The sequence below is a fragment of the Variovorax monticola genome, from assembly GCF_051216855.1.
Taxonomy (GTDB): domain Bacteria; phylum Pseudomonadota; class Gammaproteobacteria; order Burkholderiales; family Burkholderiaceae_C; genus Variovorax.
In genome coordinates this window covers 473,600-498,883 of record NZ_JBPJZP010000001.1, presented here as the reverse complement: position 1 = coordinate 498,883, position 25,284 = coordinate 473,600, and the positions used below count along the sequence as shown (strand labels likewise).

Sequence of the window (25,284 nt, the reverse complement as noted above, 5' to 3'; positions counted from 1 at the left end):
CGGGAGGCTTGCGTGAATGCGCTGCGACGGATGCGAGGATGCATCGAGCCGAACGCCATGCGTCGCCCGCCGATCCTCGCCCACCGCAAGGTCATGCGCTGGTCGTCAGGCCGGTCTCCGGGCTTGCGAGCGGAGGGCCATCGGCTCTCCTGCAAAAACCACCTTCCCGTGCCGTTCGTGACACAGTGGCGTGGGACCGGATCCCGGGGTTTTGCTTTTGACTCGCTTACCGTTGCGGGGGCAGCGTCGGCATGGCGCGGTGTTCATCACCGCTGCGCACCGACTTCCCGTTTCACCCTGGCCACCCCGCCGTTTCCACGGGGCGCCAGGACACCTGACAACGCCTGAAAAGTGTATCAGCTGACTTGCCGCCGAGCCCACGAAAGGTGGGCGCAGCTGCCGTTCGCGCAACTCGGCGACCCTCAGCCGTGGCGCCAGGAGCCTTCAATGTTTCTTGGCAGGAACCGATTCGTTGCATCCTGGCCTGTCGATTTCCTTGGGGGAAATGTCTAAAGTCGGTCCAACGCTTTCAAGGAGCATCGACTTGACCCACGACAACACGAACACATCGCGACTGCCCACGTACTTCATTTCGCACGGCGGCGGCCCCTGGCCCTGGATGAAGAAGGAAATGGGCGCCACCTACGACCAGCTCGCCGCCTCGCTGGCAGACATGCCGCGCCAGATCGGCCGCACGCCCGCCGCCATCCTGATGGTGTCGGCGCACTGGGAGGCGCCCGTCTTCGCGGTGCAGGGCAACCCCCGGCCGCCCATGATCTACGACTACGGCGGCTTCCCCGCGCACACCTACGACGTGCGTTACGACGCGCCCGGCTCGCCCGAACTCGCGCAGCGCGTGCAGTCGCTCATTGCCGCGGCCGGCCTGCCGGTGCAGATCGACCCCGAGCGCGGCTACGACCACGGCATGTTCTCGCCGATGGCCGCCATCTACCCGAAGGCCGACGTGCCGGTGGTGCAGCTGTCGCTGCGCCGCGGGCTCGACCCGGCGGAGCATCTGGCGCTGGGCCGCGCCATTGCGCCGCTGCGCGATGAAAACGTGTTGATCGTCGGCAGTGGCCTGAGCTATCACAACCTGCGCAACTTCGGCCCGCAGGCGCACGGCGTGTCGAAGGCCTTCGACGACTGGCTCGACGCCGCGGTGGTCAAGGGTTCGAGCACCGGGCGCAGCGCGCAGTTGCTCGACTGGGCCGCGGCGCCGTCCGCACGCGTGGCGCATCCGCGCGAAGAGCACCTGATCCCGCTGATGGTGGCCGTCGGCGCGGCCGAGGCCGAGGCCGGCGAGCGCGTCTACCACGAGGACGCCTTCATGGGCGGGCTGGTCGTCTCCAGCTTCCGCTTCGGCGCGGCAGCCGCGTAGGAACGCGAAGAAGGCGCGGCCCGTTCAGTCCCCGAAAAGGTTGCGCTGGATCTGGTCCAGGTGCTGGACCAGCACGCGCTGCGCTCCGGCTTCGTCGCGATCGCGCAGCGCCTCGACCAGCGCACGGTGCTGCTGCTCGTACTGCGCGCGCCGTGGCCCGGTGAGCGACTTGGCCTTGAGCCGCCCCCATTCGCCCTGGTCGCGCACGCGCTGCGTCAGTTCCAGGATGTGCACGAAGAAGCCGTTGTGCGTGGCCACCGCCAGCGCCTTGTGCAACTCGCCGTCCCAGTGCTCGAAGCCCTCGATGGTCTCGGCCGCCTCCGATTGCTCGATGCAGTGCTGCATTGCCGCGAAGTCGGCCGCCGTGGCGTTGCGCGTGATCAGCGACGGCATCAACGGCTCTATCAGCCGGCGCGCCACCATCAGCTCCGCCGGGCTCACGTTGACATGCAGCGAGGGCACCGGCAGCAGCGCCGCCGTTCCCGCCGTGGAGGCCGGCGTGGCGGTTGCCGCCACGAAGGTGCCGCTGCCGACCGATTGCGTGATCAGCCCGCGCTCGCGAAAACCCGACAGCACGCGGCGCACCGCACCGCGAGAGGCGCCGAAACGCTCGCTCAGCTCGCGCTCGGCGGGCAGCTTCACGCCCGCCTGCAGCGTGCCGCTCGCAATGCCTTCGCGCAGGTAGCGCGACAGGGCCTTCGCCCCTTCGGCCTTGGGCTGCAGGGCCGACGCTCCGGGCGCTGCCGTCATGGCCTCGTGCTCGCTCATTCGCTGCTCCCGGTAGATGCTGTTAGTAGTACCAATTGGTCCTTAAATTTGAGGAATTGGTATTGATGATGGTTCATTTTGGTTCTACATTGCGCTTCCCGCAACTGTCTTATTCTGCCGTCGCGACGACGCCTTCCACTCCCATGAAATTCGCATCCGTTTCCCTGGTCGATCGCGCCGTTCCCGTGCTGGTCGACACGCAGGCGCAACGCTTCTGGCCCCTCGCCGACCTGGTGCCGGGCTTTGCCGGCGACCTGGTCGAGCTGATCGAACGCTTCGGCGAGCTGAAGAACCAATTGGTCGCCCAAGGCGAAGGCCAGCCGCTGGCCGGTGCCAAGTTGCTGGCACCCATCGCGCAGCCGCGCCGCAACATCTTCTGCGTGGGCAAGAACTACGCCGAACATGCAGCCGAGTTCAGCAAGTCGGGCTTCGACAGCAGCGCCAAGGAGGGCGAGCACGCGCCCGAGGCGCCGGTGGTCTTCACCAAGCCCTTCACCTCGGTCATCGGGCCCGGCGACACCATCCCACCGCACAAGGGCGTGGTGAAGCAACTCGACTACGAGGCCGAGCTCACGGTCGTCATCGGCAAGGGCGGGCGCGGCATCCGCAAGGCCGACGCACTGGACCACGTGTTCGGCTACACCATCGTCAACGACGTCACCGCGCGCGACCTGCAGAAGCTGCACCGCCAGTGGTTCCTGGGCAAGGCGCTCGACGGCTTCTGCCCCATGGGCCCGTACCTGGTGACGGCCGACGAACTCGACGCGGCCAACCTCGACGTGAAGTGCTGGGTCAACGGCGAACTGCGGCAGAACGCGAACACCGCGCAGTTGATCTTCGACATTCCCACGCTCATCGAGACCATCTCGGCCGGCATCGCGCTGATGCCGGGCGACCTGATCGCGACCGGCACGCCGGCCGGCGTGGGCATCGGCTTCACGCCGCCGAAGTTTTTGCAGACGAACGACACCGTGCGCATCGAGATCCAGCACATCGGCGTGCTGGAAAACACGGTCGGCTGAGCGCCCCTGCACAGCAGCACACACAAGAACACAAGGAGACAAGCCATGTGGAAGCAAGGATCGGTGCGCGGGCTCGCCGCGCTGGCGCTCGCCGCCTTTTCGCTGGGGCAGGGCGCCGCGGCGCATGCCGAGGACGCGTCGGCCTACCCGTCGCGCACGGTGACCATCGTCGTGCCCTTCGGGCCGGGCGGCTCGGCCGACGTGTACGCCCGCGTGCTCGCTGAAAAGCTGGGCCGCGAAACCGGCAAGTCGTTCATCGTGGAGAACCGGCCCGGCGCGGGCGCGGTGATCGGCACGCAGTTCGTGGCCAAGGCCGCGCCCGACGGCTACACGCTGCTCATGATGTCGAACACGCAGACCGTGAACGAGTCGCTGCTGCGCCAGAAGCCCTACGAGCTGATGCGCGACTTCACGGCGGTGGCGCCGGTGAACGAGGCGCCTCTGGTGCTGGTGGTGCGCTCGGGCCTCGCGCCCAAGACGCTGCCCGAACTCATCCGCCAGGCCAAGTCGAGCCCGGGCAAGCTCAACTACGCCTCTTCGGGCACGGGCACGCCGTACCACATGGCCGGCGAGCTCTTCAAGAGCATGGCGGGCGTGGACGTCGTGCACATCCCCTACAAGAGCAGCGGCGGCGCGCGCACCGACGTGCTCGGCGGCCAGGTCGACATGATGTTCGACGCCGTCGGCACCATGACCGACCTGATCGCCACCGGCAAGGTGCGTGCGCTCGCCACCACCGGCAAGACGCGCTCCAGCGTGATGCCCGACGTGCCCACCATGGCCGAGCTGGGCCTGCCCGACTACACCGCGACGATCTGGCTCGGCATCCTCGCGCCCAAGGGCACGCCCCAGCCGATCGTCGATCTGCTCAACCAGAAGATCGCCAAGGTGGTGCAAGACCCGGCCACGCGCACGCTGTGGGCCAGGAGCGGCATCGACGGCATGGCAATGTCGCCAGCGGCCTTCACGCAGTACCTGAACCAGGACATCGCGAAGTGGCGAAAGATCGTCGAGTCGGCCCACATCACGGTGGACTGATGGCGCAGGGCGACGCCATCGCAGTCACCGTCAACGGTGTGGCGCGCGTGCTGGCGGTCGAGCCCGACCGCACGCTGCTCGACGTGCTGCGCAACGACCTCGGCCTGCGCGCGAGCCGCTTCGGCTGCGGCGCGGGCGAGTGCGGCGCCTGCATGGTGCTGCTCGACGGCCGTGCGGTGCCCAGCTGCGACACGCCGATGTGGTCGGTCGCCGGCAAGCACGTGCGCACTGCCGAGGGTCTGGGCACGCGCGCCGCGCCGCACCCGGTGCAGAGCGCCTTCGTGGCGGAGCAGGCGGCGCAGTGCGGTTACTGCACCTCGGGCATGCTGGTCTCGGCGGTGGCGCTGCTGCAGTGCAACCCATGCCCCGCCGATGCCGAGATACGCGAAGGCATGGCGCGCAACCTGTGCCGTTGCGGCACGCACCCGCGGGTGATGCGCGCCATCGTCCGTGCGGCTGCGGCGATGGGCCAGGGGCGTGCCGCATGAGCGGCACGGCCGCGCTGCCGCCGAGCCTGCAGGCCAATCCGCGGCTGTCCACCTGGCTGCGCATCGACCGCGCGGGCCATGTCGCGGTGCACTCGGGCAAGGTCGAGCTCGGCCAGGGCATCCTCGGCGCGCTGGCGCAGATCGCTGCGGAAGAGCTCGACCTCGAGCTGGCGCAGGTGCGCTTGGTGCCCGCCGCGACCGGCCTCAGCCCCGACGAGGCAATGACCTCGGGCAGCTTGTCGGTGCAGCATTCGGGCGCCGCGCTGCGTCACGTGTGCGCGCAGGCGCGTGCCCTCCATCTCGAATGGGCGGCGGCGCTGCACGGCATCGCTTCGGCCGATTTGCGCGTGGCCGGCGGCGAGATCTTCCATGGCGAGCGGCGCATTTCGGACTACTGGGAGATCGCCGAAGCTGCCGGCCCGGCGCTGCTGGACGTGGACGCCACCGCGCTTGCCATGCCCAAGCAGGCGGGCGACTACCGCATCGTCGGGCGCGTGCAGCCGCGCGACGACATTGCCGAGAAGGTCTTCTGCGAATTCATGTTCATCCACGACATGGTGCTGCCGCGCATGGCGCACGGGCGCATCGTGCGACCGCCATCGCCGCATGCCGAGCTCGTGGAATGCCCGCTCGACGAAGTGCGCGCCTGGGGCGGCGTGCTCGCCGTGCTGCGCGACGGCTCGCAGCTCGGTGTGGTGGCCGAGACCGAATCGCTGGCCGAGCGCGTCGCCGCGCGGCTCGCCAGGCTGGCGGTGTGGACCGAGGCCGAGCGGCTGCCCGACGAAGCGGCGCTGCGGCCCTGGCTGCAATCGCTGCCGTCCACCGCGCTCGAATTCGGCTCGCGTTCGGACAAGACCGCCGCGCCGGCCGTACGGACCGTGCGCGCGTCGTACTCGAAGCCTTTCATCCGCCATGCGTCCATCGGTCCTTCGTGCGCGCTCGCGCTGTCGGTGCACGACGGGCTGCAGGTCTGGAGCCACAGCCAAGGCATCTACAACCTGCGCAAGGACCTCGCCATCGCTTTCGGCCTGCCGCCGGAATGCATTCGCGTGCAGCACGTGCAGGGCGCTGGCTGCTACGGCCACAACGGCGCGGACGACGCGGCCTTCGACGCCGCCTGGCTCGCGCGCGCCTGTGCCGGGCTGCCGGTGCGGGTGCAGTGGTCGCGCGCGGACGAGTTGTGCTGGTCGCCCGTCGGCCCGGCGATGGCAATCGACCTCGAGGCCGATCTCGACGCGGCGGGCCGCGTGGTCGCGTGGCGGCACCAGTCCTGGAGCCCGGGCCACGGCCTGCGCCCCGGGCGCGGTGCCACGCCGACGCTGCTGGGCAGCTGGTACCTCGCGCAGCCCTTCGAACACGTGGCGTCGACCGACGCGCCGCGTGCCGCGGGCGGTGGCGGTGACCGCAATGCCGACCCGATCTACGCCTTTCCCCGCTTCGATGTCGTCTGCCGGCGCGTGCTGGACGTGCCCATGCGCACTTCGGCGCTGCGCGCGCTCGGCGCCTTCGCGAACGTGTTCGCCATCGAGTCCTTCATGGACGAGCTGGCGCTTTGCAGCGGCGCCGACCCGCTGGACTACCGCATCGCCCAGCTCGACGACCCGCGTGCCGTGGCAGTGCTGCGGGCCGTCTCGGCGCAGGCCGGATGGCAGCCGCGCGAGGTGCCGGCGGGCGAGGGCCGCGGCCGGGGCGTCGGCTTTGCCCGCTACAAGAACACCGGTGCGTACTGCGCCGTCGTCGCCGAGGTGGAAGTCGATGAGCGGGTGCACGTGCGGCGGCTGCACATCGCGGTGGACGTGGGCCTGGCCGTCAACCCCGACGGCGTGCGCCAGCAGATCGAGGGCGGCGCGCTGCAGGCCACTAGCTGGGCGCTGATGGAAGCCGCGCACTTCGACCGCACGCGCATGCGCGACCCCGGCTGGGAGGACTACCCGATCCTGCGATTTCCCGATGTGCCGCACATCGACGTGCAGGTGCTCCTGGCCGACGGCTTCGCCTCGCTCGGCGCGGGCGAGGCTTCGCTGGGCCCGACCGCCGCGGCCATCGCGAACGCGGTGTTCGACGCGCTGGGCGTGCGCGTGCGCGACCTGCCGATGCTGCCCGAGCGCATCGTGCAGGCCATGGAGGACATGGACGCCTGAAACTGGCGCTGCCTGTGTCTCCTTTTCTTTTGACATCGATGGAACAACAATGAAACTGACCCTCTTCAGCGGCGGCGCCGCGCAGGCCGTGGTGACCGGACTGCAGAACGATTTCGAGCAGGCGCACGCCTGCACCCTTGCGCCGACCTTCGGTGCCGTGGGCACCATGCGCGACAAGCTGCTCGCCGGCAAGCCCTGCGACCTGCTGGTGCTTTCGGCGTCGTTGATCGAACAGCTCGCGGCGCAGGGCCACGTGGTCTCCGGCAGCGCGCGCGCGATCGGCCCGGTGGCCACGGGCGTCGCGGTGCGCGATGGCACGCCCGAGGTGGCGGTCGGCAGCGGCGACGCGCTGAGGGCCACGCTGTCGGCCGCGCGCGGCCTCTACGTGCCTGACATGACCAAGTCGAGCGCGGGCATCCACATCGCCGGCATGCTGAAGGCGCTGGGGCTCGTCGAGGCGCTGGCCGGCCGGATCCACGAGTTTCCGAATGGCGCCACCGCCATGCGCGAGCTTGCGCGCAGCGAGGGCGAAGGCATGCTCGGCTGCACGCAGTTGACAGAGATCATGTACACGCCCGGCGTGCGGCTGGTGGGCGAACTGCCCGCCGAACACGCGCTGAGTACGGTGTACACAGCGGCCGTGTGCAGCCGCGCACAGGCGCCGGAATTGGCGGCCGCGTTCGTCGAGGTGCTGGCCGGTGAAGCGAGTGCCGCGCTACGCCGGCGCAGCGGCTTCGGCCTGTGAAACTCGGCGGCTGAAGTTCAGCTGCCGCGCCGCTGCACGCCTTCGGCGTCCACCAGCCCGACGCGCGTCTGCCGCCCCCAGGTGCCGCGCCCGGTCAGGAAGGTCCACCAGCCCCAGGCCGCGCCGGTGTGGCGCAGGATCTGGAAGGTGAAGGGTTCGACCAGCGCGGCCAGGAAGGCCTGCGCCATGTTCGCCTCGCTATGCTGGCCGATCCAGCGCCGGTACAGGTACACCGACCACAGGTGAAAGACCAGGTCGAGCACGATCTTCGCGCCGATCACCCCGGCCACCGGCGCCAGCACGCCGAAGTTGCCGCGCACCAGGTACATCAGCAGCAGCCCGAACGCCGCCAGGCCGTACAGCGGCTGCAGCGTGTCGATGGCCTTCACGGGCAGCATCGCCACGCCGAGCCAGCCGTAGCGCCGGTCGCCGACCATGGCGCGGTACCAGTACTGCGTCTGCAAGAAGCCGCCGAACCAGCGGCGGCGCTGGCGCAGGAAGGCGCCGGTGCTGCTGGGTGCGTCGGTGTGCGCCTGCGCGTCGCCCAGCACGCGCACCGTCCACGGCAGGCTGTGCGCCCGGGCGTGGTGGTGCAGGCGGTGAATGAGTTCGTAGTCTTCCACCAGGCAGTCGGTGTCGAAACCGCCCACCGTGCGCACCGCATCGGTCCGGAAGCCCGCGAAGGCGCCCGAGATCAGCAGCAGCCCGTTGACCCGCATCCACGCATAGCGCGACAGAAAGTTGCGGATGTACTCGTACGTCTGGAACCACTGGAAGCAGCGCCCGGCCAGTGTGCGGCTGCACACCGGGGTGATGACGCCGGTGGCGGCCACCAGGTTCGGCTCTTCGGTGAAGGCCCGGCGCACCGCGCCGATGGCCTGGCTGTCGAGCAGCGTGTCGCCGTCCACCGTGAGCACCGTGTCGGTGTCGACGCACAGGATGGCCGCGTTCAGCGCCACCGCCTTGCCGCCGTGCGGCAGGCGCAGCCAGTAGAGCGACGGGTGCGTGGTGCTGGCCGCGCTGAGCTCGCCCAATGCGGGCGCGACGAGGCCGTAGCGCGTGGCCAGCAGCTCGGCCGTGCCGTCGCTGGAGCCGTCGTCCGCGACCACGATGCGGTCGGGCAGGTCGCTCTGGCCGAGCAGGGCGGCCAGCGTGACGGGGAGCACGGCGGCCTCGTTGTGCGAGGCGACGATCACGCCCAGCGTGGTGCGCCGTGTGCCCGCGGCAACGGCCGCGGCGGACGGTGCGGGCTGCCGCCGCAGGATCGGCAGCGTCATCCACGCCACGAACAGCAGCAGCACCGTGTCGTAGACCACATAGGCCACGCCCACCGACCAGGCCCGCACGTTGCCGACCTTGAACGCCATGGCGAACAGCAGCACCCACAGCACGAGCACGCCGCCGTGGATCAGCCAGCTGCGCAGGGGCGTGCGGGGGGGAGACAGGCGCGGCGACGCGGCCAGGAAGGCGCTGTGGAGTGGATCGTTCAAGAGAGGGTGCCCGGGCGACTGGTCGTTGATACGCAAAAACTCGGCCTGCGGTTTCGAAAGGCCCGAACAAACCCGGGACAATCGCACGCGCCACTGACTGAGTCGGCTCCCGCCCGAAAATTCCCCGCATGCTCGCACAAACCCGCTACACCCGAACCGCCATCGCGCTGCACTGGCTGATCGCCGTGCTCATGGCCGTCAACATCGCCCTGATCCTGCTGGTCGAGCGCTACCCCGACGACTGGGTGCGCCCGGCCGTGGACACCCACAAGTCGATCGGCATCACGGTGCTGGGCCTGGTGCTGCTGCGCCTGCTGTGGCGCGCCACGCACAGGCCGCCGGCCATGCCGGGCTCGTTCGGCGCGCTCGAGCGCCTTGCGGCGCATGCGGCCCACGGCGCGCTGTATGCGCTGATGATTCTGCTGCCGCTGTCGGGCTGGATGCACGACTCGGCCTGGAAGGACGCCGGCGCGAACCCGATGTTCCTCTTCGGCATGTTCGAATGGCCGCGCATCGGCTGGATCATGGCCATCGAGCCGGCGGTGAAGGAAACCTGGCACACCGTGCTGGGCGGCGTGCACACCTGGGCGGGCTATGTGCTGTACGCGATCTTCGCGCTGCACGTGCTGGGCGCGCTCAAGCACCAGTTTCTGGACGGCGAGCGCGAGCTGCAGCGGATGTGGCCATGACGCCACCCCAAGTCGGGGTCGACGCCGATGCCCGCGACGTCATCGCGCGCATCGACGCGCTGTCCACCCACCACGACCCGGTGCACGAAGGCGTGCGCGTGCGCTGGCGCCGCTTCGGCACCGACACCGCGCAACCCCCGCTGGTGCTGCTGCACGGCGGCCACGGCAGCTGGATGCACTGGCTGCGCAACGCCGAGGCGCTCTCGGCCGGCCGCACGCTGTGGCTGCCCGACATGCCGGGCTTCAACGAGTCCGACGCCGTGGCCCGCGTGGCCCCCGGCGAAGACTCGCTGCCGCCCTTGCTGGCCGCGCTGGGCGGCACGCTGGACCAGCTCGTAGGCGCGGGCACGCCCATCGACTTGGGCGGCTTTTCTTTCGGCGGGCTCACGGCCGCGCGCTTCGCGGTGCAGCGCGGCGCCGTTCGCCGCTTCGCGCTGGTGGGCAGCGGCGGCCACGGCACCATGCGGCGCATGACGGCGCAAATGATCAACTGGCGCGCGGCCCCCGACCGCGAGGCCGAGCGCGCCGCGCTGCTGAACAACCTGGCCGCGCTCATGCTGCACGACAAGACGGCCATCGACGCGCTGGCCTTCGAGATCCACGACATCTCGTGCCACGGCACGCGCTTTCGCAGCAAGGAGGTGTCGCAGTCGGGTGGCCTGCAGCAGGCGCTGGGCACGCTGGGCGGGCTGGGCGTGCCCACGCTGCTGCTCTGGGGCGAATACGACGTCACCGCCGACCCGCGCCCGCTGGTGGCGCAACTGGTGGCCGAAGGGCCGGGGCGGGAGGGCGCGGTCGTCGACGGGGCGGGGCACTGGGCGCAGTACGAGCGTGCGGATGAGGTCAACGCGCGGCTGTCGACGTTCTTCGCGGGCTGAGCACGGCCAGCGCCTGGGCGAGGCACGTGGTGCCACGCGTGTCGCCCGATTCTTCTTCTCGGTGAGCGGCCTGCCGGTTGTCAGTCGAGCTTGATGCCCGCCTCGCGAATCAACTTGCCGTAGCGCGCCGCATCGCTCTTGAGCAGCCTGGCGAACTGCTCCGGCGGACCGGCCAGCGTCACGCCGCCCGCCGCGGCCAGTTGCTCGCGCACCTCGCTCGACGCCAGCGCCTTCTGCACCGCGGCGTGCACTGCGGCCAGCACCGGCTGGGGCGTGCCGGCCGGTGCCACGAAGCCGTACCACACGCTGGCCTCGAAGCCGGGGTAGCCCGACTCCGCCACCGTCGGCACGCCGGGCAGCACGGCGGAGCGCTCGGCGCTCATCACCGCCAGCACGCGCAGCTTGCCGGCCTTGACCAGCGGCAGCACCTCGAGCGCGTTGACCGCGACCACGTCCACATGCCCGCCGAGCACATCGGTGATCGCCTGCGCGCCGCCCTTGTAGGGCACATGGCGCAGCTGCAGGCCGGCGGTGTGCTGGAAGAGTTCCATCGCCAGGTGCGGCGTCGAGCCGTTGCCCGGCGTGGCAACGGTCACGCTGCCCGGTTTGGCTTTGGCAGCGGCCACCAGTTCGGCCACGGTCCTGATGGCCGAACCCTCGCGCACGGTGAACACCACCGGCACGCGCCCGACCAGTGCCACCGGCACGACTTCGCGCTCGAGGTCGTAGGGCGCGGGCTCGAACAGCGAGGGGTTCACCGCCAGCGCGTTGGCCGCGAGCAGCAGCGTGTAGCCGTCGGGCGCGGCGCTGGTCAGCGCCTTCACCGCGATGTTCGTGCCCGCGCCCGGCTTGTTCTCGACGATGACGGGTTGGCCCAGCGTGGCGGTCATGCGCTGGCCGACCGAGCGCGCGATGGCGTCGACCGCGCCGCCGGCGCTGTAGCCGACGAGAATCTTCACCGGCTTCGAGGGGTAGGTGTCGGCCGCTGCCGCCGTGTTCAGGGCGCCGAGTGCCAGCAGGCCGGCGAGGGCGCACGCGGCGGTGCGAAGAAGTTGTCTCATGGTCGGTTCCTTGTGTGTTGCGTGTTCAACGGGCGGGCGTTTCAGGCGCCGTGTCCCAGGCCTGCGGCGCGGCGTCCTTGCCGGCCACCGAATACAGCGCGCCGGGCGCATTGCGCGTCTGCTGGAAGTCTTCGAGCGACTGGCCGCGCATGGCGGCGTAGATGTGCAGGTTCGACACGCCCAGCACCGCGCCCAGCTTCTCCAGCATGAAGAAGATCACGCCGTAGTGAATGAGGCCGCGCCAGTCGCGCCGGCGCACCAGTTCGCGTTCCTGCGGCGTGAGCGCGGCCGCCTCGAAGGCGGACTCCTGGTCCGCGAGGAAGGCCGCGCGGTGGGCCGGTCGCGTCATGCCATGCAAGAACTTGTTCAGCCGGTACGCACGCACGCTGGTCTCCAGCGTGAACGGGTAGCTGCCCGCCAGCGCCTCCACGCCGGCCAGTTGCTCGTCCATGTGGCGGCGGTGCCGCTGCACCTCGGCCGCAACCGGCGGGCTCGCCAGGTTCTCGTAGATGGCGGTGGCAATGCCGGTCATCGACGGCAGGTAATAGCTCTGGTGCGTCTTGCGCACGTTCGACGACAGCGCGCCGCGCATCACCAGCCACATGATCACTTCGGCGCCTTCCATGCCGCCGAGCGTGGCCAGCTCGGCCTGCGTCATCTCGGTCAGGCGCACCGGGTCGTTCTCGATCATGTCCAGAAACTGCGCGTCCCAGGCCGTGTTGTTGAAGCCCGCGCGCTCGCCGTGCACCTGGTGCGACAGCCCGCCGGTGGCGACGATGGCCACCTTCAGGTCGTCGGGGTAGCTTTCGATGGCACGGCGCAGCGCCTGCCCCAGGCGCCAGCAGCGGCGCGCCGAGGGCACCGGCGACTGCAGCACGCCCACCTGCAGCGGAATCACCGGCACCGGCCACGCGGGTTCGTGCGCGCACAGCAGCGACAGCGGCGAGAACACGCCGTGGTCCAGCGCGCGGTCCTGGAAGAAGGACATGTCGAACTCGTCGGCCACCAGAGAGCACCCGATGTGCTGCGCCAGCGCAGGATGGCCGGCCAGCGCGGGCAGGTCGCGCGCGCCGCCGCCTTCGTCGGCCACCGCATGCCGCTCGCCCACGCCGAGCGAGAACGCCGAGTAGTGGTCGAAGAAGAACGAGCTGACGTGGTCGTTGTAGATGAAGAACAGCGCGTCGGGCTGGTTGTCTTCCAGCCAGCGCCGCGCCGGCGCGAAGGCCTCGAAGATGGGCGCCCACACCGGGTCGTGCTGCTTGTTCCTGTCGTAGGCGAAGCCGATGGTGGGCGTGTGCGAGCACGCGACGGCGCCGATGATGCGAGCCATGGTGTGTGTCTCCTGTGCCTCTGCTTCAGTCGATGTAGCGCAGCCCGGCCCGGGCCAGCGGCTCGCGCATGCCGTACATGTCCAGCCCGAGCTCGCCGGCCGCGAAGCGCGCGCGCTTGGCGGTTTCGCTGGACTCGCGGGCCTCGGCCGCATCGGCCACCTCCCGCGCGCGCGCTGCCGGTACCACCACCACGCCGTCGATGTCGGCCACGATCACGTCGCCCGGGTGCACCAGCGCGCCCGCGCACACCACCGGCACGTTGACCGAACCGAGCGTGGCCTTGATGGTGCCCTTGGCGTGAATGGCGCGGCTGAAGACCGGAAAGTTCATCGCGTGGAGGTCGCGCACGTCGCGCACGCCGCCGTCGATCACCAGGCCTTTGCAGCCGCGCGCCTTGAACGAGCTTGCCAGCAGGTCGCCGAAGAAACCGTCGGTGCTGTCGCTGGTGCAGGCGGCCACCACCACGTCGCCGGGGCGGATCTGCTCGGCCGCCACATGCAGCATCCAGTTGTCGCCGGGCTGCAGCAGCACGGTGACGGCCGGCCCGCAACAACGCGCCTCGGGGTGAATGGGGCGGATGCGCGGCTGCATCAGCCCGAGGCGGCCCAGCGCCTCGTGCACGGTGGACACGCCGAAACGCGAGAGCTTCTCGACGGCGGCCGGGTCGGCGCGTTCGATGGTGCGATGCACGACGCCGAGCTGTTGGAAGGGGTGAGCGGTGGTCATGGTCAGAGGCCCTTGGCTTTGAGTGCGCGGTCCAGCCGCGGGTACACGCGGCGCGCGTTGCCTTCGTAGATCTGGTGGCGCGCGGCGGCGTCCAGCGTGGCGGCGGCGTCGATGTAGCGGCGCGTGTCGTCGTAGGGGAAGCCGGTCTCGGGGTCGATGCCGCGCACCGCGCCGATCATTTCGCTCGCGAACAGGATGTTGTCGACCGGAATCACGCGCGTGAGCAGGTCGATGCCCGGCTGGTGGTACACGCAGGTGTCAAAGAAGATGTTGTTGAGCAGGTGGTCTTTGAGCAGCGGCTTCTTCATCTCCTGCGCCAGGCCCCGAAAGCGCCCCCAGTGGTAGGGCACCGCGCCGCCGCCGTGCGGAATGACGAAGCGCAGCGTGGGGAAGTCGGTGAACAGGTCGGAGGCGAGGCACTGCATGAAGGCGGTGGTGTCCGCGTTCAGGTAGTGCGCGCCGGTGGTGTGGAAGCAGTCGTTGCAGCTGGTGCTCACGTGCACCATGGCCGGAATGTCGTGCTCGACCATCTTTTCGTACAGCGGGTACCAGTGGCGGTCGGACAGCGGCGGCGAGGTCCAGTGCCCGCCCGACGGGTCGGGGTTCAGGTTGATGCCCACGAAGCCGTAGTCCTTCACGCAGCGCTCCAGCTCGGGAATACAGGTGCGCGGGTCCACGCCCGGCGACTGCGGCAGCATGGCGGCGCCCACGAAGTGGTCGGGAAACAGCTGCGCCACGCGGTGGCACAGCTCGTTGCAGAGGGCGGCCCAGGTCGCGCTGGTCTCGAAGTCGCCGATGTGGTGCGCCATGAAGCTGGCGCGCGGCGAAAAGATCGTCAGGTCGCTGCCGCGTTCGCGCATCTTGTGCAACTGGTTCTGCTCGATGGATTCGCGCAGCTCGTCGTCGCTGATGCGCAACGAGGCGGCAGAGGGCGCTTCGGCCGGGTTGCCCAGGCTGGCGATCTGGCGCTTGCGCCATGTTTCCAGCGCGGCGGGGGCGGTCGTGTAGTGGCCGTGGCAATCGATGATCACGGGGTCTCCGTTCGGGGTGAAGGGTTGGCTTCGCGGGGCACCAGAACGTGTCCGCGAAACAGCGGCCGTGCGGTGCGCAGCAGCGCGGCGCCGGCAATGTGCCGGCCGCTCGCGTCCATCAGCAGGCGCACGATGAACCCGCCGGTCGGGTGTTCCACCGACAGGTCGTGCATGCGTTGCGCCGGGCCGGGCGTTGCCGCCGGGGCGATGGCGCACAGCCCTTCCATCACGGTGCCCGGCACCACGCAGGCCGACGCCACCGACACCGCGCCCAGCACGCCGATGGCGTCGTGGCACTTGCGCGGAATGAAGGTGCGCGTGTTCAGCGTGCCGCCGGCCAGCGCGGCCGACACCAGCGTCACCTTGGGCACCACCTTGGCGCTGACATCGCCCAGGCCCATTCGCTTGCCGGCCTGCAGGCGGACCGATTCGATGCGCGCCTTCAGCGCAGCGTCGGCATCGAGTTCGGCCGGCGTCTCGCGCCCGGTGGCGCCCAGGTCGGCCGCGCGCATCAGCACCACCGGCATGCCGTTGTCGATGCAGGTCACCTCGATGCCGTCGATGCGCTCGCGTGCTTCGCCCGTGGGCAGCAGCGCGCCGCAGCTGGACCCGAGGATGTCGGAGAAGCGCAGCTCCACCGGCGCGCCGTGCCCGGGCACGCCGCTGATGGCCGTGTCGCCGCCGTAGCGCACGCGGCCGCCGGGTGTCTGCACCACCGCGTCGCAATAGGAGGCCGTGTTCACCATGCGGATGCGCACCACCGACTGGCCGTCTTGCGCCGGCACCAGGCCTTGGTCCAGCGCGAAGGGGCCGACTGCCGAGAGGATGTTGCCGCAGGTCGGTGCGTAGTCGATGCGCGACGCGGCGGCCACGACCTGGCCGAAGAGGTAGTCGACATCCGCGCGCGGGTCGGTGGACGGCGAGACGATCGCAACCTTGGTGGTCAGCGGATGGCCGCCGCCGATGCCGTCGATCTGTCGCTCGTCGGGATGGCCCATGGCCGCGAGGATCGTGGCGTCGCGCTCGGCGGGGTCGCCGGGCAGGTCCTTCGCATGGAAGAAGGCCGCCTTCGACGTGCCGCCGCGCATCCAGGTGCAGGGCAGCGAAATCAGATCGAGGAGGGGTTCGCAAGGCATGCAGCCAGTGTGGGCGCGCAGGGCGCCGTGCGGGTTGAGTTCCACAAGCACTGCGTTCTTATCTGTTTATCGATGTGGGGTTAACCCTTGCCAGTGAACGAGCTGCTTGCATTTGTCAGTGGTTGGCAGAATCGCTGCATGGCTGCAAAGAAACTTATCGATACCGGGAAGCCGACGAGCGCGGGCGGCGCATTGCAGCTCAACCTGCGGCATCTCCAGGCCTTCTCGGCCGTGGCCGACGCTGGCAGCGTCACGCAGGCGGCCGGCACGCTGTTTCGTGTCGCCTCGGCCGTGACGCGCTCGGTGGCGGAACTGGAGGCATGCCTGGGCGTGTCGCTGTTCGAGCGCAAGGCCCGCGGCATGCTGATGAACGTCTACGGCGAGGCGGTGCGCGTGCGCGCCCAACGGGTGGAGCAGGAGTTCGCGGCGGCCTGCCAGGAGCTGGCGGGCAGCGACCCGGGGGGGCCGGGCCAGGCCGTCGAGGCGCGCAGCCTGCTGGCGGCGATGTTCAGCGCGCGCCGCCTCGCGCTGTTCGCCAGCCTGTCGGAGCTGCACAACATGCCCGCCGTGGCCGCCGCCTTCGGCGTGACGCAGCCGGCGCTCAGCGCCCTGGTGCGCGAGCTGGAGTCGCGCACCGGCCGCGCGCTGTTCACACGCACGGCGCGCGGCGTCACGCCCACGCGCGCAGGCAGCCTGCTGGCCTTTCGCTGCAAGCGCGCGCTGGCCGAGCTGCGCAGCATCGCATCGGACCTGGCGGCGCTGCGCGGCGCGGTCGAGGGCCGCGTGGCGGTGGGCGCGCTGCCGCTGTCGCGCACGCTGATCCTGCCGTCGGCCATCGCGGCGCTGGTGGCGCGGCATCCGCGGCTGCACGTGAGCACCGTCGAAAGCCCGTACGAGGCGCTGGCCGCCGCGCTGCGCAGCGGCGACATCGACTTCATCATCGGTGCGCTGCGCCCGCCGGAGGACGCCAGGGACCTGGTGCAGGAGCCGCTGTTCGAAGACCGCATCTCGCTCATCGTGCGCGCCGGCCATCCGATGGCCGGGCTGCCGCGCATCGGGCGGGCGGCGCTGCAGCGTGCGCAGTGGGTGTTGTCGCGCCCGGGCTCGCCGTCGCGCGAGCTGCTGGAGCGCGCCTTCCGCGAAGCCGGCCATCCGGCCCCCCTGCCCACGGTGGAAACCGGCGACCTGGCGCTGCTGCGCGGCCTGCTGCTGCAAAGCGACATGGTGACCGCCATGTCGGCGCACCAGCTGCACTACGAGATCGACACCGGCGCGCTGGTGGTGCTGAACCATCCGCTGGAGAGCACGCGGCGGCGCATCGGCATCACGCAGCGCAAGGGCGCGCTGGCGTCACCGGCCGCCAGGGCCCTGGTCGATGCGGTGCGGCAGGTGGTGGCTGCCAGGCTCTGAGCAGCCCGCCTTTCGCCGCGCCTGCGGAATGGGTGCAGGTGCGCGAGCCGTTCCGGGTGGGCCGGGCCGAGCCCTCCTGCGGGGCTTGTCACTTCGACATGAAAAGGTCGAAATGACTTTGACATACGACACGTCAATTCGACCATCGACAACGCCAAGTCATTGATTCGAAAAGACTTTGCGCACGGCATGGCGGTTGCAATGGAAAAGGCTCACATCCAACCGAGACCCAGCTTCCATGATCACCGCCGCCCAACGCGCCATCGTTTCGTCCACCGTGCCCCTGCTCGAACAGGGTGGTGAAGCCCTGACCACGCACTTCTACAAGATGCTGCTGGCCGAGCATCCCGAAGTGCGCCCCTTCTTCAACGAAGCCCACCAGGCCAAGGGTGACCAGCCGCGCGCGCTGGCCAACGGCGTGCTCATGTACGCGAAGAACATCGACCGCCTGGAAGCGATGGGCCCGCTCGCCGCGCAGATCGTCAACAAGCACGTGGCGCTGCAGGTGATGCCCGAGCACTACCCGATTGTCGGCGCCTGCCTGCTGCGCGCGATCCGCGACGTGCTGGGCGCCGGGATGGCGACCGACGAAGTGATCGACGCCTGGGCCGCCGCCTACGGCCAGCTCGCCGACATCCTCATCGGTGCCGAAAAGCAGCTGTACGACGCGCAGGCCGGCGCGCCCGGCGGCTGGCGCGGCGAACGTGCGTTCACCGTGCTGCGCAAGGTGCCCGAGAGCGCCGAGATCACCTCGTTCCACCTCGCGCCGGCCGACGGCGGCGCGCTCATGGACTTCGTGCCCGGCCAGTACATCGGCCTGCGCGTGGACGTGGACGGCAAGGACATCCGCCGCAACTACTCGCTGTCGGCCGCGCCGAACGGCAAGACCTACCGCATCAGCGTGAAGCGCGAGCCGGGCGGCGTGGCGTCCGGCCACCTGCACGACCGCGTGCAGGTGGGCGACACGCTGCGGCTGACGCCGCCCTCGGGCGAGTTCGTGCTGGCCGAGACCGGCCGGCCGGTGGTGCTCATCAGCGGCGGCGTCGGCATCACGCCCACGCTCGCGATGCTGGAGCAGGCGCTGGCCACCGGGCGCGAGGTGGTGTTCATCCATTGCGCGCGCAACGGCGGCGTGCATGCCTTCCGCGAGCAGGTCGACGCGGCCGCCGCGCGCCACCCCCGGCTGCAGCGCTTCTATTGCTACGACGAGGCGGGCGATGACGCGGCAGCGCCCGCGCCGCACGCCGTCGGCCGGCTCGACCTGGACCGCCTGAACGACTGGCTGCCCACGCACACGCGCGACGTCGACGCCTATTTCCTCGGGCCCAAGCCCTTCATGCAGCAGGTGCGCCGCGGGCTGCGCAGCTGGGGCGTGCCCGACGCGCAGTCGCGCTTCGAGTTCTTCGGGCCGGCCTCGGCGCTCGAGTAACCGGGCATCGGGCCTCAGCCGCGCGCGATGCCCAGCCGCTTGCACATGCGCGCGAGGTTGGCCGGGTCGATGCGCAAGGCGCGCGCGGCGGCAGCCCACTGCTGGCCGTGCTGCTCGAGCGCCTGCAGCACCATGCGGCGCTCCAGGTCCGCCACGGCATCGCGCAGGCCGAGACCCTGGGCGCTGTCCGGCGGTGCGCCGTGGATGTCGGTGGGGTCGGCGAGGCGGGCGTGTGCCTCCACGGTCTGGTGCCCAGGCGAATCACCGGCCGCCGCCGCCGCGCCCAGTCCCAGGTCGTCTGCCCCCAGCGTCAGGATGCGCGGGCGCTGCGCATGCCGTCCCAGCGCCTTCACCACGCTGCGGCCCAGCAGGTGCTCCAGTTCGCGCACGTTGCCGGGCCAGTCGTAAGCCAGCAACGCGGCTTGCGCGCCGGCGTCGAGCCGCACCGCGCCCAGGCCCATGCGCGAGCGTGCCTCTTCGAGGAAGAAGCCGCCGATCGGCAGCACGTCGCGCCCGCGCTCGCGCAGCGGCGGCACCTGCAGCGGGTACACGCTCAGGCGGTGGTAGAAGTCCGCGCGCAGGCGGCCCGCGCGCACCTCTTCGGCCAGGTTGCGATTGCTGGCCGCGATCACGCGCACGTCGACGTGGTGTTCGCGGTCGGAGCCCAGGCGCTGCAGCTGGCCGCCCTGCAGCACGCGCAACAGCTTGGCCTGCACCTGCAGCGGCAGCTCGGCCACCTCGTCGAGGAACAGCGTGCCGCCGTCGGCCAGCTCGAACTTGCCGCGCCGGTCTGTCACCGCGCCGGTGAAGGCGCCGCGCACGTGGCCGAAGAGTTCGCTCTCGACCAGGCTGTCGGGCAGCGCCGCGCAGTTGATGCTGACCAGCGGCCGCCTGGCGCGCGTCGACGCCGCATGCAGCGCCTGCGCCACCAGCTCCTTGCCGGTGCCGGTTTCGCCCTGGATCAGCACGCACAGGTCGGTGGGCGCGGCCAGCGCAATTTCTTTCATCAGCCGCTTGTGTGCGGCGCTGTGGCCCACGAGCTGCCGCGCGGCATGGTCCGCGGCCTGGGCGTAGCTGTCGGCACGCAGGCGCTCGTCTTCCGCGCGCACGGCCAAGCCGTGCATGCGCGTAGCCAGCGCGACCGTGGCGGCGGCCAGGCTGGCGAAGGCCTGCAGCACGTCGAGCTCCACGTGCGAAAAGCGCCCGACGTCCAGTGCATCCAGCGTCAGCAGGCCCCAGGGCCGGCCGTCGACGCGCAGCGCGCAGCCCATGCAGTCGTGCACCGGCAGGTGGCCCTGCACGCCGTCCACCAGGCCGTCGAAGGGGTCGGGCAGGCCGCAGTCGGCCGCGAAGCGCACCGGGGCCGGGGCTGCGAGCAGTTGCATGAACCGGGGATGCTCGGTCACCCGGAACCGGCGTCCGAGCGTGTCGCGGCTCAGGCCGTCGACGGCCAGCGGCACCAGCCAGTCGCCGTCCAGCCGCAGCATGGCCGCGGCGTCGCAGGGCAGCAGCACGCGCAGTGTCTCCAGCAGGCGGCGGTGGCGCTCGGCTTCGGGCAGGTCCTGCGCGAGGTCGGCCATCAGGGGGAGCAGGGCGGTGAGGAGGCTGGGCGGGTTCATGGGCGGGCGGTCATTCTGACCTGCGCGAAAAGGCCCCGCCAGGCAACCGGCTCATTCGGGCGGCACCTGCCTGCGCGGGCAAGCTTCTTGCGGCAAGGGCCTTGCCGCCCGGGCAACTCCCATGGCGGCGGGCGGCGCACGGACGTAGATTTCCGGCATCGACCCGCAGAGTCGGTTCCCCCCACATTGATCCGCAGGAGTGTCCATGGACGCATGGTCGAGCCAGCAGCTTTCCCCCTTGTACGGACGCGAGGTCTTCCGCTCGCGCGAGGCGGACGAGACCCATGCGCGCGTGTCCCGCGAGCTCAAGCCGCACCGCAGCGTGTGGGGGCGCGGCGACGTCGACGCCGTGTTCTGCCGCGCCGAGCTGAGCGCACTGTCGTTGTGCATCCTGCGCTACGGCTGCGACGTGGACATCGAGCCTGACGCGCTCGGCAACTTCGTGCTGGTGCAGATGCCGCTGCGCGGGCATGCCGACATCCACACCGGCGGGCAGACGCTGCAGATCCATCCCGGCCAGGGCGCGGTCATTTCCGCGCACAAGCCGGTGCGGCTGCGCTGGCATGCCGACTGCGAACAGCTGATGCTGAAGATCGAGCTCAGCCGCTTGCAGGAGGTGGCGCGCAATGCCTTCGCCCTGCGCGGCACCGACGCCGTGGGCCAAATCGATTTCGAGATGCCCTTTCGCCTGGACGACGCCGCCGGCACGCAGTGGTGCCGCATGGTGGCGGGCCTGGCGTCGCTGCTGCCGTCGAGCGAGTTCGAGGCCTACGACCCCCGCTGGCTCGCGCACTGCGAAGACAACCTCATGCTGTACCTGCTGTGCCACCGGCCGAACTCGGTGCTGCAGCGGCACGCCGCCGTGCGGCGCGGCTCGGAGGAAGCCGGCCTGCGGCAACTGCGACGGGCCGAGGAGTTCATGCGCGAGCGGCTCGACATGCCGCTCTCGCTCGAAGACGTGGCGCAGGCCGCGGGCCTGACGCGCCGCGGCCTGGCCCTGCTGTTCAGGCGCTACCGCGACCTGTCGCCCGGCGAGGTGCTGCGCAACATGCGGCTGGACGCGGCGCACGCGCAGCTGGCACGCAACGACGGCGCCAGCGTGACCGAGGTAGCGCTGAACTGCGGCTTCTCGCACCTGAGCCGCTTCGCCGCCTGCTACCGCGAGCGCTTCGGGCAGTTGCCGCGCGACACCTCGTCGGGGGCCGCGCGCACACCGGTCGCCAGGCACTGACCGCGCGGCGCCCGGCACGCAACCGAAGCCGAAGCGCTCAGGACTTCATCGGGCACAACGCAGCCGAGGTGTCCTGGTAGTTCTGCAGCACGGTGCCGATCACCTTGTTGGCAATGCGCCCGCTGGCGTCCTTGCCGATCACGCGCAGGTAGTAGTTCTGGATGGGGAAGTTGTTCGCGCCGTAGCGGAAGTCGCCGCGCACCGACTTGTAGTTGGCCGCCTTGATCGCCTTCAGCAGCGCGGGGCGGTCGGCCACCTTGCCGCCCACGTCGCGCACCGCCGCGTCCATGGCCATCAGCACGTCGTAGGCCTGGCCTGCGTAGAACGAGGGGTTGCGTCCGTTGTTCTGCTCGCGAAACGCCGCCACGAAGCGCTGGTTGGCCGGGTTGTCCAGGTCGAAGGACCAGTGCGCCGTGTTGAACAGGCCGAGCATCGGCTCACCCACTGCCGGAATCATGTCCTCGTCGGCGGAAAACGCGGTGGAGATCAGCGCCACGTCCTTCGACAGCCCCGCGCCCACGAACTGCTTGATGAAGCTCACGCCCATGGCGCCGGGCAGGAAGAAGTAGAGCGCGTCGGGCTTGGACGCGCGAATCTGCGCCAGCTCCGCCGAGTAGTCGAGCTGGCCGAGCTTGGTGTAGAGCTCGTCGCCCACCGTGCCCTTGTAGGTGCGCTTGAAGCCGGTGATGGCGTCCTTGCCGCCGGGGTAGCTGGGCGCGATGAGTGCCACCTTCCGGAACGACTTGTCGGAGGCGAACTTGCCGGCCGCCTCGTGGTACGCGTCGTTGGGGTACGAAGCCCCGAAGAAGTAGGCGTTGCAGCGCGCCCCCGAATAGTCGCTCGGGCCCGTGTTGCTCGACAGATAAGGCACCTTGGCCGCGAACAGCGGCGGGCCCACGGCCAGCGCGACCGACGAGCCGACCGGGCCGGTGAACAGGTCGATCTTGTCGCGCATCAGCATGCGGTCGACCGCCTGACGCGCGGTTTCGGGGTTGCCGGCCGTGTCGGCCTCCACGTACTCGACCGGCACGCCGCCGAGCTTGCCGCCCAGCTGCTTCATCGCCACGGCGAAACCGGCCTTGGCCTCCGCGCCGCCGACGGCGAACGGGCCCGACAGGTCCATGGCGAGGCCGACCTTCACGGTCTGTGCCTGGGCCAGCGTGGGCGATGCCAGCGTGCAAGCCATGACGGCGAGCGCGCACAGGGCGGTTCTGGAAAATTCCTGCGACATGGTGAACAAGCTCCTCGATAGGGGAAATTCGTTGAACGTGGGTGCGATGCAGGCCGCAGTCTGTGGGCCGCCGCGGCACGCCGCTATCCGTTTCGTGCAGCGGGGCGGGCTGCACGAAACGGACAGACAGCAGGGGCGGGCGGTCCACAGAATCGCCGCCGAACCCCACCACTCCAGAGACACACGATGAGCACCTACATCGACATTCCGGCCGGCGACGGCACGCACACCTTTCGCGGCTACCTGGCGCTGCCCGCCTCGGGGCGCGGCCCCGGCATCGTGCTGTGCCAGGAGATCTTCGGCATCAACGACTACGTGCGCGAGGTGGCCGACCTCTACGCGCAGGAAGGCTACGTGGTGCTCGCGCCCGACCTGTTCTGGCGCATGGAGCCGAACGTCGACCTGGGCTATTCGCCCGAAGACTGGCAGCGTGCCTTCGGCTTCTTCCAGAAGTTCGACATCGAGGCCGGCGTGGCCGACGTCACGGCGAGCGTGAAGGCGCTGCGCGCGCACCCGGCTTGCACCGACAAGGTTGGCGCGCTGGGCTTCTGCCTGGGCGGCAAGCTGGCCTACATGGCGGCGGCGCACTCGGGCGTGGATGCGGCAGTCGGCTACTACGGCGTGGGCATCGAAGGCGCCCTCGACCTCATTCCGAAGATCGAGTGCCCGATCGCACTGCACTTCGCCGAGCTCGACCAGTTCTGCCCACCCGAGGCGCGTGCCCAGGTGCTCGAAGCCTTTGCCGGCAAGCCGGGCGCGCAGATGTTCGTGTACCCCGGCGTCGACCACGCCTTCGCGCGCACCGGCGGCGAGCATTTCGACAAGCCTTCCACGCTCATGGCGCACCAGCGCGCCATGGCGCTGTTCAAGGAGGCGATCGGCCCGGTGTACGACCTGTCGGCGCTGTGGGACAAGCACTGCGAGTACGAGTTCGCCACGCGCGACGTGGTCGCCACCATGGGCACGATGGTGAGCGAGCCCTACGTCAACCACATTCCGACCATGACCGGCGGCGTGGGCGCCAAGGAGCTGTCGCGCTTCTACAAGCACCACTTCATTCCGACCACGCCGCCGGACACGCGGCTCACGCCCATCTCGCGCACCGTGGGCGCGACGCAGATCGTCGACGAAATGCTTTTCTGCTTCACCCACACGGTGGAAATCGACTGGCTGCTGCCGGGCATCGCACCCACCGGCCGCGCGGTGGAGATTCCGCTGGTCGCCATCGTCAAGTTCCGCGGCGACAAGCTCTTTCACGAGCACATCTACTGGGACCAGGCCAGCGTGCTGGTGCAGATCGGTCTGCTCGACCCGAAGGGCCTGCCGGTGGCCGGCGTGCAGACCGCGCGCAAGCTGGTGGACGAGACGCTGGCGTCGAACACGCTGATGCCGCGCTGGGAAAAGTCGACCGCGCTGACCATCGCCGATCCGGCGCTGCCGCTCGGATGAAAGGCGCGGGCGACATGCCGGAGTTGGAGACAGACCTGGCGTTGGTCGTGCACTCGGTGACCGCGCTCACGCCGGCCATCAAGGCCTTCGTGCTGCGCAGCGCCAACGGCGCGCCCTTGCCGCCGTTCGCGCCCGGCGCGCATTTGAGCGTGCAGGTGATGCAGCCGAACGGGCGCAGCGGCCAGCGCGCGTACTCGCTCGTGAAGCCGCACGACGGATCGGACCGCTGCGAGATCGCGGTGCTGCACGAGCCGCAAGGCGTAGGCGGCTCGGCCTGGATGCATCAACTGGTGCAGGGCGCCGAGCTGAGCGCGCACGCGCCGCGCAATGACTTCGCGCTGCACACGGGCGGCGCCGCGCCGCTGTTGGTCGCGGGCGGCATCGGCATCACGCCGCTGCTCTGCATGGCGCGCGCACTCGCTGCCGAAGGCCGGGCCTTCGATTTCTTCTACGCCACCCGCAGCGAAGAAGCCACGGCCTACATCGACGAAGTGCGCGCGCTCGGCGGCACGCTGGTGCACGACGGCGGCGACCCTGCGCGCGGGCTCGACCTGCGCGCGGTGCTCGCGGCGCCCGTGCCGGGGCGCCACCTGCACGTGTGCGGCCCGCGCGGCATGGTGCAGGCGGTGGTCGACACCGCCCGGGCGCTGCGCTGGCCCGACCACCACGTGCACTTCGAGCTCTTCGCGGGCGCGCTCGAGCAGGCCGGCGATGCGCCCTTCGAGGTGCGCACGCTGCGCTCGGGCATGACGCTGACGGTGGCGCCCGAGCAAAGCCTGCTCGACGTGCTCATCGCCGCCGGGCTCGACCCGCTGTACGACTGCCGCCAGGGCGACTGCGGCGTGTGCGCCGTCGACGTGGTGCAGGGCGTGCCCGACCACCGGGACCACAACCTCAGTCCGCGCGAGAAGGCGGACGGCAAGACCATCTGCACCTGCGTGTCGCGCGCGAAGACGCCGCACCTGGTGCTCGACATCTGACGACGCTTCAGGA

At 70.3% G+C, this 25,284-nt stretch carries 22 protein-coding genes and 1 riboswitch; of the genes, 13 read left to right on the top strand and 9 right to left on the bottom strand.

All coding sequences use genetic code 11. The features are described 5' to 3' along the window. Window positions 1-91: 91 nt before the first annotated feature. Window positions 92-353: riboswitch (cobalamin riboswitch) on the bottom strand. Between the two features lie 191 nt (window positions 354-544). Continuing rightward, window positions 545-1,378 carry a DODA-type extradiol aromatic ring-opening family dioxygenase gene (locus ACSFA5_RS02210; protein ID WP_435442368.1) on the top strand — a complete coding sequence of 278 codons (834 nt, stop codon included), beginning with the start codon at window positions 545-547 and terminating at the stop codon, window positions 1,376-1,378. 24 nt (window positions 1,379-1,402) lie between these two features. Here ACSFA5_RS02210 and ACSFA5_RS02205 read toward each other — a convergent pair whose 3' ends face one another. Then, window positions 1,403-2,146 carry a FadR/GntR family transcriptional regulator gene (locus ACSFA5_RS02205; protein ID WP_435442367.1) on the bottom strand — a complete coding sequence of 248 codons (744 nt, stop codon included), beginning with the start codon at window positions 2,144-2,146 and terminating at the stop codon, window positions 1,403-1,405. A gap of 143 nt (window positions 2,147-2,289) precedes the next feature. On the opposite strand from ACSFA5_RS02205, the gene ACSFA5_RS02200 reads away from it, so the two are divergent. From ACSFA5_RS02200 to ACSFA5_RS02180, 5 genes are read left to right on the top strand one after another with little or no spacing between them, the layout of a single operon-like run. Next, window positions 2,290-3,168: a fumarylacetoacetate hydrolase family protein gene (locus ACSFA5_RS02200; RefSeq protein ID WP_435442366.1), complete on the top strand. Its 879-nt coding sequence runs from the start codon at window positions 2,290-2,292 to the stop codon at window positions 3,166-3,168. A gap of 45 nt (window positions 3,169-3,213) precedes the next feature. Further along, on the top strand, window positions 3,214-4,206 hold the full coding sequence (locus ACSFA5_RS02195) for a tripartite tricarboxylate transporter substrate binding protein (RefSeq protein ID WP_435442365.1): 993 nt from the start codon (window positions 3,214-3,216) through the stop codon (window positions 4,204-4,206). Next, window positions 4,206-4,694: a (2Fe-2S)-binding protein gene (locus ACSFA5_RS02190; protein ID WP_435442364.1), complete on the top strand. Its 489-nt coding sequence runs from the start codon at window positions 4,206-4,208 to the stop codon at window positions 4,692-4,694. Before ACSFA5_RS02195 ends, ACSFA5_RS02190 begins: the two co-directional genes overlap by 1 nt. Further along, window positions 4,691-6,835: a xanthine dehydrogenase family protein molybdopterin-binding subunit gene (locus ACSFA5_RS02185; protein WP_435442363.1), complete on the top strand. Its 2,145-nt coding sequence runs from the start codon at window positions 4,691-4,693 to the stop codon at window positions 6,833-6,835. The genes ACSFA5_RS02190 and ACSFA5_RS02185 overlap by 4 nt, the downstream gene beginning before the upstream one ends. A gap of 49 nt (window positions 6,836-6,884) precedes the next feature. Next, a complete protein-coding gene (locus ACSFA5_RS02180) occupies window positions 6,885-7,580 on the top strand; it encodes a substrate-binding domain-containing protein (RefSeq protein ID WP_435442362.1) in 696 nt (231 codons plus the stop codon). Window positions 7,581-7,597: 17 nt separating this feature from the next. On the opposite strand, the gene ACSFA5_RS02175 is transcribed toward ACSFA5_RS02180, so the two are convergent. Then, on the bottom strand, window positions 7,598-9,070 hold the full coding sequence (locus ACSFA5_RS02175; protein WP_435442361.1) for a glycosyltransferase family 2 protein: 1,473 nt from the start codon (window positions 9,068-9,070) through the stop codon (window positions 7,598-7,600). A gap of 128 nt (window positions 9,071-9,198) precedes the next feature. Here ACSFA5_RS02175 and ACSFA5_RS02170 point away from each other — a divergent pair, with 128 nt between their 5' ends. Beyond that, window positions 9,199-9,759, top strand: coding sequence for a cytochrome b (locus tag ACSFA5_RS02170; RefSeq protein ID WP_435442360.1), 561 nt, complete (start codon window positions 9,199-9,201; stop codon window positions 9,757-9,759). After that, the gene (locus ACSFA5_RS02165; protein WP_435442359.1) at window positions 9,756-10,637 is read left to right on the top strand and encodes an alpha/beta fold hydrolase; all 882 of its coding nucleotides are present in this window, start codon (window positions 9,756-9,758) and stop codon (window positions 10,635-10,637) included. Before ACSFA5_RS02170 ends, ACSFA5_RS02165 begins: the two co-directional genes overlap by 4 nt. 80 nt (window positions 10,638-10,717) lie before the next feature. Here ACSFA5_RS02165 and ACSFA5_RS02160 read toward each other — a convergent pair whose 3' ends face one another. The 5 genes from ACSFA5_RS02160 to ACSFA5_RS02140 are packed head-to-tail and all read right to left on the bottom strand — an operon-like array spanning window position 10,718 to window position 15,922. Beyond that, window positions 10,718-11,698, bottom strand: a complete 981-nt coding sequence (locus tag ACSFA5_RS02160) for a Bug family tripartite tricarboxylate transporter substrate binding protein (protein WP_435442358.1) — start codon at window positions 11,696-11,698, stop codon at window positions 10,718-10,720. Between the two features lie 25 nt (window positions 11,699-11,723). Continuing rightward, window positions 11,724-13,028: a gallate dioxygenase gene (locus tag ACSFA5_RS02155; protein WP_435442357.1), complete on the bottom strand. Its 1,305-nt coding sequence runs from the start codon at window positions 13,026-13,028 to the stop codon at window positions 11,724-11,726. A gap of 25 nt (window positions 13,029-13,053) precedes the next feature. Further along, window positions 13,054-13,755: a 4-carboxy-4-hydroxy-2-oxoadipate aldolase/oxaloacetate decarboxylase gene (gene ligK / locus ACSFA5_RS02150; protein ID WP_435442356.1), complete on the bottom strand. Its 702-nt coding sequence runs from the start codon at window positions 13,753-13,755 to the stop codon at window positions 13,054-13,056. Window positions 13,756-13,757: 2 nt separating this feature from the next. After that, entirely contained in the window at window positions 13,758-14,786 is a 1,029-nt protein-coding gene (locus ACSFA5_RS02145; RefSeq protein ID WP_435442355.1) for an amidohydrolase family protein, read from the bottom strand. Then, window positions 14,783-15,922 carry a 4-oxalomesaconate tautomerase gene (locus ACSFA5_RS02140; RefSeq protein ID WP_435442354.1) on the bottom strand — a complete coding sequence of 380 codons (1,140 nt, stop codon included), beginning with the start codon at window positions 15,920-15,922 and terminating at the stop codon, window positions 14,783-14,785. The genes ACSFA5_RS02145 and ACSFA5_RS02140 overlap by 4 nt, the downstream gene beginning before the upstream one ends. A gap of 138 nt (window positions 15,923-16,060) precedes the next feature. Between ACSFA5_RS02140 and ACSFA5_RS02135 the strand changes: the two genes are divergently transcribed. Both ACSFA5_RS02135 and hmpA read left to right on the top strand, forming a co-directional pair. Beyond that, window positions 16,061-17,332 carry a LysR substrate-binding domain-containing protein gene (locus ACSFA5_RS02135; protein ID WP_435442353.1) on the top strand — a complete coding sequence of 424 codons (1,272 nt, stop codon included), beginning with the start codon at window positions 16,061-16,063 and terminating at the stop codon, window positions 17,330-17,332. A gap of 238 nt (window positions 17,333-17,570) precedes the next feature. Beyond that, entirely contained in the window at window positions 17,571-18,761 is a 1,191-nt protein-coding gene (hmpA, locus tag ACSFA5_RS02130) for an NO-inducible flavohemoprotein (protein ID WP_435442352.1), read from the top strand. A gap of 14 nt (window positions 18,762-18,775) precedes the next feature. Here hmpA and norR read toward each other — a convergent pair whose 3' ends face one another. Then, on the bottom strand, window positions 18,776-20,380 hold the full coding sequence (norR, locus tag ACSFA5_RS02125) for a nitric oxide reductase transcriptional regulator NorR (RefSeq protein ID WP_435442351.1): 1,605 nt from the start codon (window positions 20,378-20,380) through the stop codon (window positions 18,776-18,778). A 205-nt stretch (window positions 20,381-20,585) separates the two neighbouring features. Between norR and ACSFA5_RS02120 the strand changes: the two genes are divergently transcribed. Then, a complete protein-coding gene (locus tag ACSFA5_RS02120; RefSeq protein WP_435442350.1) occupies window positions 20,586-21,611 on the top strand; it encodes an AraC family transcriptional regulator in 1,026 nt (341 codons plus the stop codon). A 37-nt stretch (window positions 21,612-21,648) separates the two neighbouring features. Here the strand turns inward: ACSFA5_RS02120 and ACSFA5_RS02115 are convergent, their stop codons facing one another. Then, the gene (locus ACSFA5_RS02115) at window positions 21,649-22,842 is read right to left on the bottom strand and encodes an ABC transporter substrate-binding protein (RefSeq protein WP_435442349.1); all 1,194 of its coding nucleotides are present in this window, start codon (window positions 22,840-22,842) and stop codon (window positions 21,649-21,651) included. A gap of 186 nt (window positions 22,843-23,028) precedes the next feature. On the opposite strand from ACSFA5_RS02115, the gene ACSFA5_RS02110 reads away from it, so the two are divergent. Continuing rightward, window positions 23,029-24,291 carry a dienelactone hydrolase family protein gene (locus ACSFA5_RS02110; RefSeq protein ID WP_435442348.1) on the top strand — a complete coding sequence of 421 codons (1,263 nt, stop codon included), beginning with the start codon at window positions 23,029-23,031 and terminating at the stop codon, window positions 24,289-24,291. Beyond that, window positions 24,288-25,271: a PDR/VanB family oxidoreductase gene (locus ACSFA5_RS02105; RefSeq protein ID WP_435442347.1), complete on the top strand. Its 984-nt coding sequence runs from the start codon at window positions 24,288-24,290 to the stop codon at window positions 25,269-25,271. The genes ACSFA5_RS02110 and ACSFA5_RS02105 overlap by 4 nt, the downstream gene beginning before the upstream one ends. Window positions 25,272-25,284: the final 13 nt, after the last annotated feature.

Excerpts from the sequence above, each read along its gene's own strand:
- ACSFA5_RS02155 (WP_435442357.1), bottom strand. The coding sequence starts at position 13,028 with ATGGCTCGCATCATCGGCGCCGTCGCGTGCTCGCACACGCCCACCATC.
- ACSFA5_RS02200 (WP_435442366.1), top strand. The coding sequence starts at position 2,290 with ATGAAATTCGCATCCGTTTCCCTGGTCGATCGCGCCGTTCCCGTGCTG.
- ACSFA5_RS02140 (WP_435442354.1), bottom strand. The coding sequence starts at position 15,922 with ATGCCTTGCGAACCCCTCCTCGATCTGATTTCGCTGCCCTGCACCTGG.
- ligK (WP_435442356.1), bottom strand. The coding sequence starts at position 13,755 with ATGACCACCGCTCACCCCTTCCAACAGCTCGGCGTCGTGCATCGCACC.
- ACSFA5_RS02185 (WP_435442363.1), top strand. The coding sequence starts at position 4,691 with ATGAGCGGCACGGCCGCGCTGCCGCCGAGCCTGCAGGCCAATCCGCGG.
- ACSFA5_RS02110 (WP_435442348.1), top strand. The coding sequence starts at position 23,029 with ATGAGCACCTACATCGACATTCCGGCCGGCGACGGCACGCACACCTTT.
- ACSFA5_RS02160 (WP_435442358.1), bottom strand. The coding sequence starts at position 11,698 with ATGAGACAACTTCTTCGCACCGCCGCGTGCGCCCTCGCCGGCCTGCTG.
- ACSFA5_RS02205 (WP_435442367.1), bottom strand. The coding sequence starts at position 2,146 with ATGAGCGAGCACGAGGCCATGACGGCAGCGCCCGGAGCGTCGGCCCTG.
- ACSFA5_RS02135 (WP_435442353.1), top strand. The coding sequence starts at position 16,061 with ATGGCTGCAAAGAAACTTATCGATACCGGGAAGCCGACGAGCGCGGGC.
- ACSFA5_RS02105 (WP_435442347.1), top strand. The coding sequence starts at position 24,288 with ATGAAAGGCGCGGGCGACATGCCGGAGTTGGAGACAGACCTGGCGTTG.
- norR (WP_435442351.1), bottom strand. The coding sequence starts at position 20,380 with ATGAACCCGCCCAGCCTCCTCACCGCCCTGCTCCCCCTGATGGCCGAC.
- ACSFA5_RS02190 (WP_435442364.1), top strand. The coding sequence starts at position 4,206 with ATGGCGCAGGGCGACGCCATCGCAGTCACCGTCAACGGTGTGGCGCGC.
- ACSFA5_RS02115 (WP_435442349.1), bottom strand. The coding sequence starts at position 22,842 with ATGTCGCAGGAATTTTCCAGAACCGCCCTGTGCGCGCTCGCCGTCATG.
- ACSFA5_RS02120 (WP_435442350.1), top strand. The coding sequence starts at position 20,586 with ATGGACGCATGGTCGAGCCAGCAGCTTTCCCCCTTGTACGGACGCGAG.
- ACSFA5_RS02195 (WP_435442365.1), top strand. The coding sequence starts at position 3,214 with ATGTGGAAGCAAGGATCGGTGCGCGGGCTCGCCGCGCTGGCGCTCGCC.
- ACSFA5_RS02165 (WP_435442359.1), top strand. The coding sequence starts at position 9,756 with ATGACGCCACCCCAAGTCGGGGTCGACGCCGATGCCCGCGACGTCATC.
- ACSFA5_RS02170 (WP_435442360.1), top strand. The coding sequence starts at position 9,199 with ATGCTCGCACAAACCCGCTACACCCGAACCGCCATCGCGCTGCACTGG.
- hmpA (WP_435442352.1), top strand. The coding sequence starts at position 17,571 with ATGATCACCGCCGCCCAACGCGCCATCGTTTCGTCCACCGTGCCCCTG.
- ACSFA5_RS02180 (WP_435442362.1), top strand. The coding sequence starts at position 6,885 with ATGAAACTGACCCTCTTCAGCGGCGGCGCCGCGCAGGCCGTGGTGACC.